Below are 17,182 nucleotides of genomic sequence, written 5' to 3' on the forward strand. Positions count from 1 at the left end.
TGCCGCCGATTCCGGTCCTCGCCCGGATTAGGTAGATTAGATCGTGGACGAAGCTTCAGCGCCACACTCCTACAGGAGGACACTATGTCTCTACTCCGTAAATTCGCCCGCCCGCTGCTGGGGGCAAGCTTCATCGCCACCGGTGTCGACCGACTGCGCAACACCGATGATGCCTCGGCGAGGATCGAGTCCACCCTGGAGGAGATCGGCTCGATGGTCCCCCAGGCCGAGCCGCTGGTCTCCAACGCCAAGCTCACCACTCAGGTGCTCGGCGGCGTCGAGATCGCCGCCGGCCTCGCGCTGTCGACCGGACGCTTCTCCCGCGCAGCGGCGCTGACGCTGGCCTGCGTGCACAAGTTCGACAGCTACGCCGAGTACCGCAACGCTGAAGTCGAGAGCGACTCCGATGTCACCGCACAGCGCAGCACGCTGCTGAAGAACCTCTCCATCCTCGGCGGCCTGGGGCTTGCGATCGTGGACCTCGACGGCAAGCCCTCCCTGGGCTGGCGCGCGGAGCACCTGGCCAAGGCCACCCGCAAGAAGGGCGCCAAGCTGAGTGACAAGACCTCGGCCTGGGCCGATGACCTCGGCAGCGGCACCAACAAGAAGGTGCGCGGCTTCGAGAAGAACGCGAAGAAGAACTTGAACAACGCATCCAAGGGCAAGAAGAAGAAGGCCCAGCTGGCGAGGAAGAAGCTCGGAGTCTGAATCCCCGCACTGTGAACACCAGATCTTCACACGCTCCGACGGTGCCCCCGCAGCCGTGGCCAGCTCCACGGGCGGGGGCACCGCTGCGCGCTGAGGTGACCGTGCCCGGCTCCAAGTCGCTGACCAACAGGTACCTGCTGCTGGCCGCACTGGCCGAAGGTCCGTGCGTGGTCATCAACCCGCTGCAGTCCCGAGATTCGCAGCTCATGCTCGCCGCGCTGCAGGAACTGGGCAGCACCGTGGAGCACATCGCCGACTGGGAGGGCACCGGCGCGCCCGCCGTGCGGATCACGCCGCTGCCATCCCTGACGCAGTCCCCCGAGCACTCGGCTGGTCAGGCCTCCGATCCGGCCTCTGGTCAGGACTCTGGTCAGGCCTCCGATCAGGCCTCTGGTCACGCCTCGAGCGAGGCCGCCTCCCCGAGGGAGCACAGCATCGACTGTGGACTGGCCGGCACCGTGATGCGCTTCCTGCCGGCCGTGGCCGCACTGACCGGGGCGCGGGTGCGCTTCGACGGGGATCCCGCCGCGCGCGTCCGTCCCATGGGTCCGGTGCTCCAGGCGCTGCGAGACCTCGGTGTCGAGGTCAGCGGAGCCGGCACTGCCCAGCCCGGAGACGTTGACTACCCCGGAGACGCCGACCACCTGCCCTTCACCGTCCATGCGCGGACCGGCATCACCGGCGACGCCGTCACCATGGACGCCTCGGCCTCCTCCCAGTTCATCTCGGGCATGCTGCTCACCGCGGCCCGGATGCCCCGGGGGCTGACGCTCCGCCACGCCGGCGCCTCGGTCCCCTCCCTCGAACATGTCGAGATGACCTGCAAGGTCCTGGCCGAGGTGGGCGTCGAGGTGAGCTCTCCGGCGCAGCACACCTGGAAGGTCGAGCCCGGAGCGATCCCGAGCTTCACCGTCAGGGTCGAACCGGATCTCTCCAACGCCGGTCCCTTCCTCTGCGCCGCCGCGGCCATCGGCGGAGAGGTCAGCCTGCGCGGCTGGCCGAAGCATTCCACGCAGATCGGACGCCGCTGGACCGAGCTGCTTCCCGCCTTCGGGGCGGAGGTGCTCGAGGAGGCGGAGACCGATTCCACCGTGACCCTGCGCGTGCGCGGCGGATCTCTGCGCAGCCCGGGCACCGTGGACGGCACGGCGGAGCTGACCCCCACCGTCGCGGCTCTGGCCGCGCTGTGTGAAGAGCCCACCCGGTTCACCTCGGTGGCCCATCTGCGCGGCCATGAGACCGACCGCATCGCGGCCCTGGTGACCGAGATCCGGCGCCTCGGCGGACAGGCGGAGGAGACCGAGGACGGCTTCACCGTCCTGGCTCCGGTGACACACGGCGGCCTGGTCCGCAGCTACGCCGATCACCGGATGGCCACCTTCGGCGCGGTGCTGGGGCTGGTGATCGATTCCGTGGAGGTCGAGGACATCGCCTGCACCGCGAAGACCATGCCTGACTTCCCGCAGCTCTGGGCCGGGCTCCTCGAGTCCTCCTCGGCGGCGCACATATGAGCCGCTGGGCGGACTGGGACGAGTCCCACGTGCGGGTGCGTCCCAATAAGAAGGGCTCCCGGCCGCGGACCAAGGAATCCCCCGACTACACCGATGCCGAGCTGGGCCGCGTGGTGACCGTGGACCGCGGCCGCTACACCGTGCATCTCGAAGACGCTGACGGCTCTGAGCGGGTGATCTCCGCCGTGCGCGCCCGGGCGCTGCGCCGCACCCCGGTGGTGCCCGGGGACATCGTGGGCCTGGTGGGCGACACCTCCGGGGACGAGGGCACGCTGGCCCGGCTGATCCGGATCGAAGAGCGCTCCACGTTGCTGCGCCGCAGCGCCGAGGACACGGATGACGCGGAGCGGGTGATCGTCGCCAATGCCGACCAGCTGCTGATCGTCGTCGCCGCGGCGGATCCTGCGCCCCGCACCGGATTCATCGACCGCGCCCTGGTCGCCGCCTACGACGCCGGGATCACCCCGATCCTGCTGGTCACCAAGGCAGACCTGGTCGACGAGCCCGCGGACCCGGCGGGCCTGCTCAGCCACTACGCGGAGCTCGACCTGCAGGTGGTGATCTCCCAGCAGGCGGCGGGATCCGTCTCTGGAGAGCCCAGCCTGGACGCCGCCGCAGTGACGGCGCTGCGCACCTCGCTGTGCCGACGCGTGACGGCCATGATCGGGCATTCGGGGGTCGGAAAGTCCACCATGGTCAATGCTCTGACCGGCGCGGACCGGGCGACCAGCGGGGTCAATGCGGTGACCGGACGCGGTCGGCACACCTCATCCTCCGCCGTGGCGCTGAATCTCGAGCCCACCGCCTCCCTGGACGCCGCCGACGCCAGAGACTCCTGGATCATCGACACCCCCGGGGTGCGCACCTTCGGCCTGGCCCACGTGGCCCCGGATGACGTCCTGGGGGCGTTCTCTGACCTGGTCGACGGGTCTGTGGACTGCGAGCCTGGCTGCGCACACGTCTCCCCCGAGGGTGGCTGCGCCCTGGACGCCTGGGTGGAGGCCGGACATGCCGGAGAGCACGGTGCTGCGCGTCTGGCATCGCTGCGCGGACTGATCAGCTCCATGGCGGGCACCGAAGAGGCTCCTGCGGAGAAGCGGCTCGGCGCGTAAACCCTCGGATCCCCGATCGGACCCCGCGACGTTGCTAGCGTGGCGGCATGAGCTCAAGCACCAGCGCCTACACCGATGACCTGCGCCTGGCGCATATGATCGCGGATTCTGTAGATGCCAAGACGATGTCCTTCTTCTCCTCCATGGACTTCGAGGTGGAGACCAAACCAGATCTGAGCCCGGTGACCGAAGCGGACCGGCAGGCCGAGGAGCTCATCCGCGGACAGCTCAGCCGGGCCCGCGGGCGCGATGCCGTCATCGGTGAGGAGTTCGGCTCCACCGGCGCCGGACCGCGCCAGTGGATCATCGACCCCATCGACGGGACCAAGAACTTCATCCGCGGAGTTCCGGCCTGGGCGACCCTGATCGCCCTGGTCGATGAGGGCGAGCCCGTGGTCGGTCTGGTGAGCGCCCCGGCGCTCGGGAAGCGCTGGTGGGCCGCGAAGGACGGGGGCGCGTACACCGGGAAGTCGCTGGCCTCCGCGAAACGGCTGCAGGTCTCCAAGGTCCCGAAGCTCGAGGATGCCTTCTTCTCCTACTCCTCCCTGGCTGGCTGGCGGACGATCGGGCGCAGCCAGAACTTCCTGGAGCTGACCGAGACGGTCTGGCGCACGCGCGCCTTCGGCGACTTCTGGTCCTACTGCATGGTCGCAGAGGGACAGGTCGACATGGCTGCCGAACCGGAGCTGAACCTCCATGACATGGCAGCCCTGGTGCCGATCGTCCGTGAGGCTGGCGGAATCTTCACCTCGCTCGACGGGGAGCCCGGCTGCACCGGCACCAACGGCCTGGCCACCAACGGCCTGCTCCACGACGCCGCCCTGGGTGCCCTCGCCGCAGACCGTCCCGCTCCCTTCTGACTCCTCCGGCCCCTGTTCTGCGCGGCTCAGGGGCCGCCCACTTGCAGTTTTAGGTGTGCCTAAACCATACTGACGCTATGCGCTTCCACCCGACGGCCCTGAGCATCGGCGGGGCCCTCTTCGTCACGAGCCTGAGCGGCTGTGCTTCGGCGACCCCCACGCAGGAGCAGTCCCCCGCGGGTGAGGACCTGCCGGTGGTGCTCGCCAGCTTCTCCGTGCTGGAAGACATGGCCTCCGCGGTGGGCGGAGACCTGGTGGACACCCGCACCATCACCCCGCCCGGGGCTGAGGTCCATGAATACTCCCCCACCCCCGGCGATCTTCGCGACACCGCCCAGGCGGATCTGATCCTGTTCAACGGGCTGGGGCTGGAGGCCTGGTATGAGCAGTTCCTCACCCACACCTCCGCAGAGGTGCTGATGGTCTCCGAGGGCGTCCAGACCCTGCCGGTGACCCGCCTGCCCGACGCCGAGGCCCCTGAGGACGATGACGAGGACGACGACGACGCGCCCGCCGCTGATCGGTCCCAGGCAGAGCTGCCGGTGAATCCCCACGCCTGGATGTCCCCCGCCCAGGCCATGGTCTATGTGGACAACATCGAAGCGGCCCTGAGCGAGCTCTCCCCGGCGAATGCGCCGCAGTTCGCGAGGAACGCCGAGGCGTACCGGGACGAGATCCGCGCGATCTGGGACTCCGCGGCGCAGCGGCTCGAGCCGCTGCGCACCGGAGACGGCGCGGACGGGGTCCACCTGGTCACCTGCGAAGGGGCGTTCAGCTACCTGGCCCAGGACCTCGGACTGAAGGAGCACTATCTCTGGCCGCTCAATGCGGAGGATCAGGGCAGCCCCCAGCAGGTCGAGGCGCAGATCCGCTATGTCGCAGAACACGAGGTCCCCACCGTGTTCTGCGAGTCCACGGTGAACGACTCGGCGCAGCAGCAGGTGGCCGAGTCCACCGGCGCCCGCCTCAGCGACCCGCTCCACGTGGATTCCGTCACCGAGCCGGACGGGCCCGCGCCGAGCTACCTCGAGCTGCTGCAGCATGACCTTGACCTGATCATCGAAGGAGCCCAGTCATGACCGCTGTGCCGGCCGCCGTCGTCGTCGATCAGCTGAGCGCGGGGTACCCCGGTGTCCGCGCGCTCGAGGAGGTGAGCCTGAGAGTCGCGCGGCGCAGCATCTGCGCGCTGCTGGGAGCCAACGGTTCGGGCAAGTCCACCCTCTTCAAGGCGCTGCTCGGACTGCACCGGCCCAGCGCCGGCCGCGTGCGGCTCTTCGGGCTCGAGCCGGCCCGGGCGCGGCGCAGCAACCAGGTCAGCTACGTTCCCCAGCATGAGCAGGTGGACACCACTTTTCCGGTCAGCGTGGAGCAGGTGGTCATGATGGGCCGCTACGGGCATATGGGCTTCACCCGGCGCACCAGGCCGGCAGACCGGCTGGCCTGTGATGAGGCGCTGGACCGGGTGGGGCTCGCTGAGCTGCGCCGGCGCGGGATCGGTGAGCTCTCCGGAGGTCAGCGCAAGCGCGCCTTCCTGGCCCGGGCGATCGCCCAGCAGGCCCCGCTGATGCTTCTCGATGAGCCCTTCGCCGGAGTGGACCGCGGCTCGGAGGAGCTGATCAGCGCCGTGCTCAAGCAGCTGCGCGACGAGTTCGACACCACTGTGCTGATCTCCACCCACCACCTGGCGGGTGTGGCGGACCTCGCCGACGAGGTGGTGCTGCTGCACCAGCGGGTGCTCGCCTCGGGGCCGCCTGCGGATGTGCTCACCGAGGAGCAGCTGGGACGCAGCTTCGGCGCCGTGCTGCGGGAGACGCCATGATGGAGATCCTGACCCAGCCCCTGGAGTTCACCTTCATGCAGCACGCCCTGGCCGCGGCGATCATCTCCTCGGTGGTCTGCGCCCTGCTGTCCTGCTGGCTCGTGCTGATGGGATGGTCGCTGATGGGCGAAGCGGTGGCCCATTCGATCCTGCCCGGCATCGTGCTGGCCCACATCTTCGGGGTCCCCATGGCCGTCGGCGCCTTCGTCTTCGGCATGCTCGCGGTCCTGCTCATCGGCGGGATCAGCGGCGGCTCCACGCTGAAGCATGACACCTCGATCGGCGTCGTCTTCACCTCGCTCTTCGCACTGGGCCTGGTGCTGATCTCCCGCACCCCGAGCGAGACCCATCTGACGCACATCCTCTTCGGCAATGTGCTCGGGATCTCCCAGGCAGATCTGCTGCAGACCGCGGGCCTCGGCCTTGCCACCGTGGCCGTGCTGCTCGCGCTGCGGCGCAGTCTGGTCCTGCTGGCCTTCGACAAGATCCACGCCCATACCATCGGGATGTCCACCGGAGCGCTGTCCATCCTGCTGCTGACCCTGCTGGCGCTGACCACGGTGACCTCGCTTCAGACGCTGGGGATCCTGCTGGTCGTCGCTATGCTGGTGGTGCCGGGCGCCACCGCGCTGCTGCTGTGCCGGCGCTTCGGGCCCATGCTCGTGGTGGCCGCGGTCAGCGCCGGGGCCTCTGCGATCATCGGCGTCTATGCCAGCTACTGGTTCGACACCTCCACCGGCGGTTCGATCGTGCTCACGCAGTCCGCGCAGTTCGCCCTGGCCTACTTCTTCGCCCCGGCGAAGGGGATGATCCCCCGAATGCGGCGAGGACGACGACGCCCGGTGGCCTCCCGCCCGACCGCTCAGCCCCGACGGTCGCCCCTCGACGTGAAGGACTCCGCCTAGATGTCGCCCCGCACCTCCGCCCAAGGGCGCTCCACCGCCACCACCACCGCCACCACTTCGGTGGAGGACTACGCCAAGACGATCTATGGGCTCGCCGAATGGGACGGCGCCTCGGTGACTGCCTCCGCGCTGGCCAAGACGCTCGGCGTCTCGAACCCCTCCGTGACGCTCATGGTGCGCAAGATGGCGGAGCTGGGCCTGGTGGAGCACCGCCGCTACGCTCCGATCGCGCTGACCTTGGCGGGACGTGAGCTCGCCCTGGCCATGGTGCGTCGGCACCGGCTGATCGAGACCTGGCTGGTGCGGGAGCTGGGCTACGGCTGGGACGAGGTGCACGAGGAGGCCGAGCGGCTGGAGCATGCGGTCTCCGAGACCTTCGTCGACCGTCTCGACATCCGTCTGGGACATCCCCGGGTGGACCCGCACGGGGACCCCATCCCGGGGCCCGACCTTCAGCTGGACTACCCCGACACCCAGCTGCTCTGCCGCGTGCCGGCCTCGGTCGAGGTGCGTCTGGAGCAGGTGGACGACGCGGTGCCCGATGCCCTGCTGGCGCTGGACACCCACGGGGTGCCGATCGGCGCGCAGGTCAGGGTGACGGCCACCGAGGGCGGCGCCGTCGTCCTGGCTCCCGTCGGTGCGGCAGATGAGCAGGGGTCCGAGGACGTTCGACTCCCCCATGAGGTCGCACACGCCATGCGGGTGAGCCTGGTTCGCTGAGCACCGATGACCCCGACGTATCCTGTACTGGTGTTTCCTTCCGAACGGCCTGCGACTGATGAGCCCGCGCCGAGCCGCCGGTCGCGTCAGAGCAGGAGGAAGACCTCCGTGGTGGTGCTCATCGCACTGGTGGCGCTGGCGGGAGCCTGCGGCGCGCTGCTGCGGCTGTTCATCGGCGAGCTCATCCCCGAGCAGGGCATGAAGTTCCCCTGGACGACCCTGGCGGTGAACCTGAGCGGATCGGGACTGCTGGGCCTGCTGCTCGGTGCCGCGAATGCCCGTCCCAAGACCCCGGACTGGGTGGTCCCCACCTTCGGCACCGGTCTGCTGGCCTCCTATACGACCTTCTCCGCGGTGATCCTGGCCGTGATGCCCTCGATCCCCGGTGAGGCCTACGACGAGCTGGCGGCGGTGACCTATGTGAGTCCCGGCGCCATGGAGATGCTCACCTATCTGTTCCTGAGCATCCTGGGCTGCACCGGGGCCGCGGCGGCCGGCATGACGATCAGCCGGGCTCTGTTCGGCCAGCTCGGAGCCGAGTCTGCAGACCTGCGGAGCAGCTCATGATTTCTGAACTCAACCTCCTGGTCGTGGTGGGTGTGGCCGCAGGCGGCGCACTGGGTGCGGTCCTTCGCTTCCTGCTGGACCGATACCTCCGGGGCGGGCTGCTGGTCGCCAATACGCTTGCCTGCCTGGCCCTGGGGTACCTCTATGGCGAACTGTCCTGGCTGGCCGAGAACGGTGGTCCCGGCGCAGACAGCCTGCTCTCCGCGTCGGTGTCCACCATCCTGGCGCTCGGCGTCCTCGGGGCGCTGAGCACCTTCGCCACCGTGTCCGTGCGCGTGGCGCAGCGCTGGATGGCCGGACACCGGCTCCGCGCGGCGGGCATCTGGGCGGCGCATGTGGGGCTGGGCTTCGCGGCCGCAGCCGTGGGCATTGCACTGTCTCAACTGTCGGGTCTATACTGATGAGTCAGCCTGGCTCGGATCAGCAGGCTGGTGAGGGCAGGGGAATCGCAGGATTCCCGGCTCCTTGACAACATCATAAGGGGACGATCGGTTTCGACGATCTGAGTTGATCATGGTGAAGCGGGTCGAGGATGCAGAGTGACCTCGTACAAAACCCCTCTGCAAAACAATAAGTGCCGAAACTAAGCGCACTGACTTCGCCCTCGCTGCCTAAGCAGCGACGCGAGTCTGTCAGCCTGAGTCTGCTATCGACTCAGATCCTGGCATCAGCTAGATAGCCACTGGTTCCAACTCCTCGTCGTGGGGAGTTGGGTCGACAATTTCCACGACTGGGCCCGTCAGCTGCTTGTCTGCGTGACGGCTGGGGCCGAGAAAATCTACTAGCAGACTGCACCCGGAGAAGCCCATGTGAATCCAGATCGGACGCGGGTTCGATTCCCGCCGTCTCCACAGATCGCCCGAGCAGGCTCAGCCTGCTCGGGCTTTTTTGTGCCCACCAGCAGCGGCTCAGCGGTGGTCGGCGCGCCAGCGCGTGGTCAGGAAGCCCAGTGCGTGGTCAGGGCGGCAGCTGGGTCAGGCCCTCGTGCTTGACTATGAACCCGGACGGGAATCCGGGGGCATCCCCTGAACCGTCCCAGCCCGCGGCCATGAGGCCCACTGCCATGAGCAGGCCGCCATTGCCCGGCAGATACAGCGGAAGTCCCTCGTTCTGCCAGTTGTGGCCGTTGGAGAGGAAGGTGTTCTTCGCGGCGGGCATCAGCAGCGCGTCCACCGCGAGCTCGGGACGTCCCAGCCGGGCCGCGCTCATCGCGATCATGGGATAGTCCCAGCCCCAGGTGCTCTCCCAGTCCCAGTCCCCCAGGACGTCGAGCAGCGTGTTCTCCATGATCTTCTCGTCGATGAGCGGGGTCTCGGGCACCACGCCGAGAGCACCGAGCACCGAGGGGTGATCGGTGCGTCGGTCCAGGACCGGACGCCGGATGGCGGGATAGACCCCGCCCCGCACGGAAGGCGGACGCAGCGCGTCCCGGGTCCTCGCCCAGGCGGCCACGGGTTCCAGGCCCAGCAGCTCGCGCCACCGGATGGCGGTGTTCAGACCCCAGTGCCAGTAGGCCAGCTCGAAGGTCGGGTCGGCCAGTTCCTCCTTGACATCGCCATAGCATTCCTGGGCCGGGATGAGCGGGGCCTCGAGGCTCGCCGCGCCGTCGTCGTCGATCGGGTGGGTGGCCATGAACTCGGCGGTCTCAAAGACCAGCTCGGCGTATTGAGACGCCTGATCCATCCCGGTGCTGCGACGCAGGAGCTCGGCGAAATAGATGAGGTGGGGCTGCTGCCAGAGCAGGAACGGGCCGATGTCGCTGGGGGTCTCCTCCCCGTCCGGGCCCACCTGCTTGGGCCAGCGGGCCCCCGTGACGCCCTGTGCCGCAGCGGTCTGCCGAGCCTGCGGAAGCACGTCGCGGTACCACTGAAGGCTGCGCATCAGCAGCTCGGGGCGCCCCCAGACGGGGAAGTGCGCCGCATGCCACCAGTGCATCTCCAGGTGGAACTTCCCGCGCCAGGAATTGATCATCAGACCGGTCTCCTGCGGCGGGGTGCTGCCCGAGCAGTTGATCGCAGTCAGATACTGGGAGAGCACGATCCGGCGCTCGAGCTCCGGGGCTCGCAAATCCGTGCTCTCTGCAAGGTCCACCACACCGCCGGTGCTCCAGTGTTCCTGCCACCAGGTCTGGGACTGCTCGAAGACCTCGGCGGGCGTCACCCCGGAATCATGATCCCCGTCCGGCGCCGGGGACCCGGAGCGAAAACTGACCGCGACCTGCCAGGGCTGCTCCTGCGCGAGCGCCTCTGCTGCGATGAGCACCTCGTGGCGCGCCGGCTGCTCGATCTTCAGCGGTCCTGCGGCATCGACGCTGACCACATAGGTGGTCTCATCCAGGCTGCGCGAGATCTGTGCCGTCTCCCTGCGGCCCTGCACCGTGGTGGAGTGCCGTTCCTCCGCCCAGCTCACCGCGTTGCCCCAGGCTCCGGAGCCGTAGGGGAAGCGCAGCCGCAGCGCCGGCGGGTGCGGGGAGTCGGTTCTGATGGTGAACGCCACGGCATCCCGGGTGGGGTGGACTGCCGTGCGCACTGTGAAGCCGAACCCGCGCAGCGTGAACTCGGACTCAGCGATCCCGGTCCACAGATCGAGCTCCTGCTGAATGGGCACCAGGTCCTCGGCGGCGAGCTCCTCGGAGCCCACGGCGGACGGGGCCAGGCCGATCCATCCCAGCATGAGTCGATGCGGGTTCTGGCGCAGCCACAGCTCCTCCGCGGTGCCGGTCTCGGGTCCATCTCCGAAGGTGCGGGTGGAGAGATCCACATAGGGGACCTCGCCTCGCGCGGTGTCGAAGGACCGCAGGGCCGAGCGGAGCTCAGGACGCGGATCACGGGGAGTCGTGTGCCAGCCCCACTGGGACTGTGTGCCGAGCAGACTGCCTGGATCCTCCGGGTCCCGCCCGGTGTGCGGATGCAGCTCCGGGAAGGTCTGCAGGCCGGTGATGTCCAGGCTCAGGCCGAACTCGCCGTTGCCCAGCTGCACCGGGGCACGCGAATCGGTCTCGGTGCGGCGGATCCGGTGCCGCTGCACCAGGCTGCGACGGTCGATCCTCATCACAGGACAGCGCGAACTGGTCGGGTGCACATGGTGGCCTTCCGTGGGGCAGGGTCTGCTGGGCGCTGAGCCTTCCCAGCATCGCTCCCGGTCAGCCAGGAGGGTCTCTCCTGTCACAACGTATCGACCCGATCACCGTCGCGACAACACCCGCACCCCATCACCTGGGCATCACGCGATGCCAGTGCCTGTCCTCAGCGGTCGGACCGGCGTGCTCAGAAGTCCCGAGCCGACTCAGCGCCGGGCCCGCCCACCTTGACCAGGTGGAACCGACGGACCAGCCGCAGGGAGGGACGGACCAGGAGCAGCACGCTGCCGACGACGAAGAGCCAGGTGCCGGTGTGCATGGTCGATTCGGAGAAGAAGAGGAAGCTGCCCACTGTGAAGGCCAGCGCGATCAGGAAATCATTCGCGATGCTCAGGGTCTCGTAGCGACGCCGGACCACGAGTTCCTCATGGCCGAGGTGGAGCACCAGATCAGGATCAGTCATGCTCTCAGGCTAGTCCCGGCGAGACCCCGCTGCATGTCGGCTCGGCTCTGCGCACCTGTGTGCTGGGCCGGGATCTGGGCACCTGTCTCCTGGGCCGGGGTCTGGGCCCGGGCTTGTGCGGTGGTCTGGGTCTGGGCGTGTGCCAGGGTCTGGAGGACCCTGTCATGGAGTTGGAGTAGGATCCGGCGGGTACGGCACGTTCCGTCTCTGCGAAGGAGCCCCATGGACACCCCCTTCTACCGCCCGCTCTCCCCCACCTGTGGCCTCCGCGTCTCCCCGCTGGCGCTGGGCACGCTTCCCTTCGGCGGCGCGAACGGCATGAGTCATATGGGCAATCTCGGGCCCGAGGACGCTGCCGTGCTGCTGGACCGTGCGGTGGAGGCTGGGGTCAACCTGCTGGACACGGCGAACCTCTATTCCCTCGGCGTGGCCGAGGAGGTCCTCGGCGAGGCCCTTGCCCGCAGCGGTCGCTATGACGATCTCCTGGTCACCACCAAGGCCCGCATGGTCATCGGCGACGGACCCAATGACGGGGGCGCTTCCCGCTGGCATCTGATCCGCGAGGTGGAGACGTCCCTGAAGCGCCTGCAGCGTGACCATGTCGATCTCTTCTACCTCCACCACTGGGACGGCGAGACACCCCTGGAGGAGACCCTGCAGACCATGGACGAGCTGGTCCGCTCCGGGAAGGTGCGCTACTACGGGGTCTCCAACTACACCGGCTGGCAGCTGATGAAGGCGCTGAAGGTCTGTGAGGCGCACGGGTACATCAAGCCCGTGGTGCAGCAGATCCATTACTCCCCCTACTCTCGCGAGGCCGAGTACGAGATGATCCCGGCCGGCATCGATCAGGGCATCGGCACTCAGGTGTGGAGCCCCCTGGGCATGGGCCTGCTCACCGGCAAGTACCGGAGGGACGCGGCCCCGAGCTCGGGGGCTCGCATGGCAGAGGGGGACGGTTCAGAGATGCGTGTGGCGGATTGGGAGAAGCTCTACACCGTGGTCGATGTCCTCGAAGAGGTCGCGACACGGCGCCGGGCCACGATCCCGCAGGTGCTGCTCGCCTGGCTGCTGGAAAGGCCTGGCGTCACGAACCTCGCAGTGGGCGCTCGGAGCCTGGATCAGTTCAATGACCTGCTCGGCAGCCTCGATGTGGCCCTGGATGACGAGGATCGCCGAGCCATCGACGACGCCGGCCGCCCGGCACTGGCATATCCCTTCTGGCACCAGGCTGATATGGCCAGCGAACGGATGAGCCCGGCGGACGAGTCGATCGTCGCCACCATGCAGCGACAGATCAGCGAGACGTTCAACTCATGACCAGCTGACACTCAGCTGATATGGACAGGACCCAGAGGTTGGTTTGACTATGGTGGCAAGACCACGACGACAGAAGAGGACCTCAGATGACCAACGAAGAGCACAGGACTGCAGATTCCCATCCGCCCACTGGAGGCGAAGGCACGCAGGGTCCTGCCGAGACGCAGTCCAATGACACGTCCAACTCACAGCGATTCGAGCGAGACGAGACCGCTCGGAATCCGAATATCGATCCTGAGCCGGGCGAGACGCCCGGCACGGACGCTGCCGGTGCGGTGGAACCGGGAGACACTCCCCCGGATTCGAACTCAGCGACCGCCTCGCCCGCGCAGCCAGCTCCTGCCAAGCCGCCGAAGTCCAACGCGGTGCTCACCACGGCGATCATCGCCATCGCGGTCCTGGTGCTGCTGATCTTCGTCGGCTACGTCGCCGGACTCATCGGCGGATAGACCCCTGGCGGACCCCGTGCGGGCTCAGGACGACCGCAGGTTCCGGTAGCGCATCGCGCGCTGGGCCTCGCGGTTGTCCTGCTTCTCACGCAGGGTCTGGCGCTTGTCGAACTCGCGCTTGCCTCGGGCGATCCCGATCTCGACCTTCGCCTTGCCGTCCTTGAAGTAGAGCTGCAGCGGAACGATGGTGAGGCCCGGATCCTCGATCTGGCGGGAGATCTTCACGAGCTCCTTCTGGTGCAGGAGCAGCTTGCGCTTGCGCCGGGCGGCGTGGTTGGTCCACGTGCCGTTGAGGTACTCGGGGATGGTGACCTGTTCGAGCCAGAGCTCGAGGCCGCTGGAGAATCCGCCGAAGCCGTCGGTGAGGTTGGCCTGGCCCTCGCGCAGCGACTTCACCTCGGTGCCGGTGAGCACCATTCCCGCCTCATAGCGGTCGAGGATCTCGTAGTCATGTCGCGCGCGGCGGTTCGTGGCCACGACGCTGTTGTTGGGGTCCCGTTTGGGACCCTTCTTCTTCGCCACCGTGTCACCTCCCCGACTGCTCGCTGATCTCGGCGTTCTTCTGCAGTGGCCAGAAGAGCCGACCTTCGATCATACACGCAGGTACCGGCGCACAGTCACCCAGGAGGCGATCACGGCGAGCACCACGGCGATCAGCAGGAGGCCCGGCATGATGATCCAGGACTGCGCGGAATCGATGAAGTGGATGCTGGGGACCTGCTGGGCCATCCATCGGCCCAGCACGAATTCGGCGACCACCCAGGTGGCGGCGCAGGCAAGGAGTCCCCCGACCAGAGCCGCGATCACTCCCTCGAACACGAAGGGCATGCGGATCATGGATTTGGAGGCTCCGACCAGGCGCATGATGCCGGTCTCGCGTCTGCGGCTGAAGGCGGAGAGCCGGATGGTCGTCGCCACCAACAGCAGGGCACAGACGATCATGACTCCCGCGATGATCAGCGCCACCAGGGTCAGCCCGTTGAGGATGCCGAAGATCTGGTCGAGGACCTCCTGCTGGTCTGCGACGGTCTCCACCCCTGGTGCTGAGCCGAACAGCTCGGTGACCACCGGGAACTGCTCGGGGTCGTTCAGGAGGATGCGGTAGGACTCGGGCATGTCGGTCGCGGTGAGCGATGCGGTGCGTGAATCTTCGCCCCTGCTCTCCAGGAGCTCGTCCAGGGCCTGCTGCTGGGTCTCGTGCCGGTAGCTGGCGACATACTGGCTCGCCGCACCGTCTTCAAGCGTGTGCTCGATCGAGTCGCGCTGGTCGGCGCTGACCGCGCCGGTGGGGCAGGCGGTCTGCGGGGAGTTCTCGGTGCAGAGGAAGACGGAGAGCTCGAGGCGGTCGTAGAAGTCATCGGTCATCTGGTTGACCTGGGTCTGCATCAGCGCGGCTGAACCGACGAAGGTCAGCGAGATGAACGTGACCAGGATGACCGAGGCCACCATCGCGACGTTGCGGCGCAGAGAGCTGAACGTCTCACCGAGCATGTAGAGGAGGCGGTTCATACGTCCCTCCTCAGACGGCGCAGGATCGACCTGCGGGACTTCTTGATCCCCAGGTGCTCGGCAGTGCGCCGAGCATCGGTATAGGTCGACTGGGAGGCAGAGGACTTCGGCCGCGGCACGGCCCGGACCGCCGGCGCAGCGGGCGCCGACTCCTGCGGGGACCCCGCTGGGATGTTCCCTGGGTCATGGGTCTCGGGCCGAGGACGTTCGGGCTGGTGCGTCTCTGACCGGGGCGCCTCTGATCCGGGTGTCTCTGATCCGGGTGCCTCTGATCCGCGGGTCTCCAGCGGCAGGGCCCGGGAGAGCCGGGCTGCGACCACTGGAGACTCCGAGCCTGCGCCCTCATCCTCGGCGTGCGCGAGCCAGGAGAGCCGGGGCCGCGAGGGTGGTTCCTGCGCCGCGGCCGCTGGCTGGGAGACCGCCTGCGGCGGCGCCGGCGGGGGAAGTGTGGGATACATCGGGGGCAGTCGGCGCAGCGGGGCGGCGACGCGTGCGGGTTCGACAGGGGCCGGTGCTGCGGGGGCTGGCGGGATGGGGGCTGGCGCGATGGGGGCGAGCTTTCCTGTCGGCGACTCCTCGAGGGACCCGCGCGTCAGCGGCTCCTGATCCATGAAGTCCTGACGCACAGGCTCCTCGGGAACCGGCTGCTCAGGGAGCTCTTCGAGTGCGGGCTCGCCGGAGAAGTCGTCGGGCTCGTCCTCAGCTTCGGTGTATCCGTCCTGTTCCAGATCGGGCATCTCGGTGCCGTTGAAGTCTCCGTGCGGTTCGGGGACGTCGTGACCGAGGGCCCCGTCCCGCAGGTGCTCGGGCCAGGTGACGCGGAGACCGGTCTGCTCCTCGTGCTCGAGATCCGCCTCGTCTTCGAACTGAGCCTCATGCTCAGGGAGTTCACTGGAATCCTCGTCGAGGTCATCGCCTTCGAGGTGATCCCCGGCAGGGTTCGCCCCAAAGGAGTTCTTCTCCCCGGTGCCCTCGGACTCGTTGTGTTCGGGCTCGATGTCTTCGGCGTCCTCGGGGTTCCCGAGGTGTTCGTCATCGTCTGGATAACTGTCAGGATCGCTGTCTGGATCGCTGTCTGAGTCGTCGGCTGCGCTGTTGTTCTCGTGCTCGTAGGCCGGATGCTCCGCGGTGGGGACATCATGCGGATCCGCCAGCTGCGCGTCGAACTCCTCGGCGGTCAGCTCCATGCCCTCGAGCTGTTCGGAATAGTCCTGCGGAGTCGTCTCCCGCAGCACCGGATCCTCGTCGAAATCGAGCACAGCGGGGTCCTCCCCCGGTGCTGGCGCCAGGTCTTCCCGGTGATCATCCGGGTGCTCCTCGGCGTGGTCTGAGAACGCATGCTCGTCCCCGGGTCCCTCGGCGCTGCTGGGAGGCAGCATCGGGACCACACCGGTCTTCAGCGGGGCGGGGTCATGGGCGCGCAGCCCGGATTCCCCCTCTTCCTGCGCCAGGACGTCCCAGGCCGCGGAACCCTCGGGTGCATCGTAGAAGCCGTGGGGCTCGTCGCGGACCAGCCGCCCGCGGTGCAGCTGCACCACACGACTGTTGGCCTGATCGACGATGGCACGATCGTGGGTGGCCATGATGACGGTGGTGCCGGAGGCGTTGATCCATCGCAGCACCTTCATGACTTCTGCGGAGGCACGCGGATCAAGGTTGCCTGTGGGCTCATCCGCGAGCAGGATGGCGGGACTGTTGACGATGGCACGGGCGATGGCGGCGCGCTGCTGCTCGCCGCCGGAGATCTCATGCGGATAGCGCTTGGCCAGGTGGGCGAGGTCGACCTTCTCCAGCACTTTGGTGACCCGTTTGCGGATCGCGCTGCGTTTGGTGCCCAGCACACGCATGGCGAAGGCGACGTTGTCGAAGACGGTCTTGTCCGGCAGCAGCCGGAAGTCCTGGAACACCATGCCGATGCTGCGGCGGAAGTCCGGGACGCGGCGATCGAGCATGAGACCCAGATTCTGTCCGGCCACGGTGACCTTGCCGCGCTGGGGCAGGCCTTCGCGCAGGATCATGCGCAGGAGAGTGGATTTTCCGGAGCCGGAGGCGCCGATGAGGAAGGCGAAATCGCCCCGGTAGAACTCCACGGTCACGTCATCGAGCGCCGGCCGCCCGTCTGCTTCGTAGCGGCGGGTGACCTGTTCAAAGCGGATCATG

General features: G+C 68.0%; 17 protein-coding genes and 1 other RNA gene. 13 read left to right on the top strand and 5 right to left on the bottom strand.

Features of this window, described 5'->3' with window-relative positions:
* The first annotated feature begins 84 nt into the window (after window positions 1–84).
* The 11 genes from H4W27_RS07075 to ssrA all read left to right on the top strand — a co-directional run bounded on the left by H4W27_RS07075 (window position 85) and on the right by ssrA (window position 9,056).
* A complete protein-coding gene (locus H4W27_RS07075; protein WP_192595302.1) occupies window positions 85–708 on the top strand; it encodes a DoxX family protein in 624 nt (207 codons plus the stop codon).
* A 41-nt stretch (window positions 709–749) separates the two neighbouring features.
* Window positions 750–2,219: a 3-phosphoshikimate 1-carboxyvinyltransferase gene (locus tag H4W27_RS07080; RefSeq protein WP_318782210.1), complete on the top strand. Its 1,470-nt coding sequence runs from the start codon at window positions 750–752 to the stop codon at window positions 2,217–2,219.
* Entirely contained in the window at window positions 2,216–3,331 is a 1,116-nt protein-coding gene (gene rsgA / locus H4W27_RS07085) for a ribosome small subunit-dependent GTPase A (protein WP_192595304.1), read from the top strand. The genes H4W27_RS07080 and rsgA overlap by 4 nt, the downstream gene beginning before the upstream one ends.
* 47 nt (window positions 3,332–3,378) lie before the next feature.
* The gene (gene hisN / locus H4W27_RS07090) at window positions 3,379–4,191 is read left to right on the top strand and encodes a histidinol-phosphatase (protein ID WP_192595305.1); all 813 of its coding nucleotides are present in this window, start codon (window positions 3,379–3,381) and stop codon (window positions 4,189–4,191) included.
* 77 nt (window positions 4,192–4,268) lie between these two features.
* Complete coding sequence (locus H4W27_RS07095; protein ID WP_192595306.1) at window positions 4,269–5,270, top strand: metal ABC transporter solute-binding protein, Zn/Mn family; 1,002 nt, start codon at window positions 4,269–4,271, stop codon at window positions 5,268–5,270.
* Window positions 5,267–6,010: a metal ABC transporter ATP-binding protein gene (locus tag H4W27_RS07100; RefSeq protein ID WP_192595307.1), complete on the top strand. Its 744-nt coding sequence runs from the start codon at window positions 5,267–5,269 to the stop codon at window positions 6,008–6,010. Before H4W27_RS07095 ends, H4W27_RS07100 begins: the two co-directional genes overlap by 4 nt.
* Entirely contained in the window at window positions 6,007–6,915 is a 909-nt protein-coding gene (locus H4W27_RS07105) for a metal ABC transporter permease (protein ID WP_192595308.1), read from the top strand. The genes H4W27_RS07100 and H4W27_RS07105 overlap by 4 nt, the downstream gene beginning before the upstream one ends.
* Entirely contained in the window at window positions 6,916–7,635 is a 720-nt protein-coding gene (locus tag H4W27_RS13830) for a metal-dependent transcriptional regulator (protein ID WP_192595309.1), read from the top strand.
* A 108-nt stretch (window positions 7,636–7,743) separates the two neighbouring features.
* A complete protein-coding gene (locus tag H4W27_RS07115) occupies window positions 7,744–8,202 on the top strand; it encodes a fluoride efflux transporter FluC (RefSeq protein WP_192595310.1) in 459 nt (152 codons plus the stop codon).
* On the top strand, window positions 8,199–8,603 hold the full coding sequence (locus H4W27_RS07120) for a fluoride efflux transporter FluC (RefSeq protein ID WP_192595311.1): 405 nt from the start codon (window positions 8,199–8,201) through the stop codon (window positions 8,601–8,603). The genes H4W27_RS07115 and H4W27_RS07120 overlap by 4 nt, the downstream gene beginning before the upstream one ends.
* A gap of 79 nt (window positions 8,604–8,682) precedes the next feature.
* Window positions 8,683–9,056, top strand: a transfer-messenger RNA (tmRNA) gene (gene ssrA / locus H4W27_RS07125).
* Between the two features lie 103 nt (window positions 9,057–9,159).
* Here ssrA and H4W27_RS07130 read toward each other — a convergent pair.
* Window positions 9,160–11,253 carry a hypothetical protein gene (locus H4W27_RS07130; RefSeq protein ID WP_192596483.1) on the bottom strand — a complete coding sequence of 698 codons (2,094 nt, stop codon included), beginning with the start codon at window positions 11,251–11,253 and terminating at the stop codon, window positions 9,160–9,162.
* A gap of 215 nt (window positions 11,254–11,468) precedes the next feature.
* Window positions 11,469–11,744, bottom strand: a complete 276-nt coding sequence (locus H4W27_RS07135; protein ID WP_192595312.1) for a YrhK family protein — start codon at window positions 11,742–11,744, stop codon at window positions 11,469–11,471.
* A 222-nt stretch (window positions 11,745–11,966) separates the two neighbouring features.
* On the opposite strand from H4W27_RS07135, the gene H4W27_RS07140 reads away from it, so the two are divergent.
* A complete protein-coding gene (locus tag H4W27_RS07140) occupies window positions 11,967–13,064 on the top strand; it encodes an aldo/keto reductase (protein ID WP_192595313.1) in 1,098 nt (365 codons plus the stop codon).
* 86 nt (window positions 13,065–13,150) lie between these two features.
* The gene (locus tag H4W27_RS13605; RefSeq protein ID WP_225939038.1) at window positions 13,151–13,513 is read left to right on the top strand and encodes a DUF6480 family protein; all 363 of its coding nucleotides are present in this window, start codon (window positions 13,151–13,153) and stop codon (window positions 13,511–13,513) included.
* 24 nt (window positions 13,514–13,537) lie between these two features.
* On the opposite strand, the gene smpB is transcribed toward H4W27_RS13605, so the two are convergent.
* The 3 genes from smpB to ftsE all read right to left on the bottom strand — a co-directional run bounded on the left by smpB (window position 13,538) and on the right by ftsE (window position 17,181).
* The gene (gene smpB, locus H4W27_RS07150; RefSeq protein WP_192595314.1) at window positions 13,538–14,035 is read right to left on the bottom strand and encodes an SsrA-binding protein SmpB; all 498 of its coding nucleotides are present in this window, start codon (window positions 14,033–14,035) and stop codon (window positions 13,538–13,540) included.
* A 69-nt stretch (window positions 14,036–14,104) separates the two neighbouring features.
* Complete coding sequence (gene ftsX / locus H4W27_RS07155) at window positions 14,105–15,022, bottom strand: permease-like cell division protein FtsX (RefSeq protein WP_192595315.1); 918 nt, start codon at window positions 15,020–15,022, stop codon at window positions 14,105–14,107.
* A complete protein-coding gene (gene ftsE / locus H4W27_RS13610) occupies window positions 15,019–17,181 on the bottom strand; it encodes a cell division ATP-binding protein FtsE (protein ID WP_225939039.1) in 2,163 nt (720 codons plus the stop codon). The genes ftsX and ftsE overlap by 4 nt, the downstream gene beginning before the upstream one ends.
* Window position 17,182: the final 1 nt, after the last annotated feature.

Origin of the sequence: Nesterenkonia lutea, assembly GCF_014873955.1 — a bacterium.
Taxonomy (GTDB): Bacteria; Actinomycetota; Actinomycetes; order Actinomycetales; family Micrococcaceae; genus Nesterenkonia; species Nesterenkonia lutea.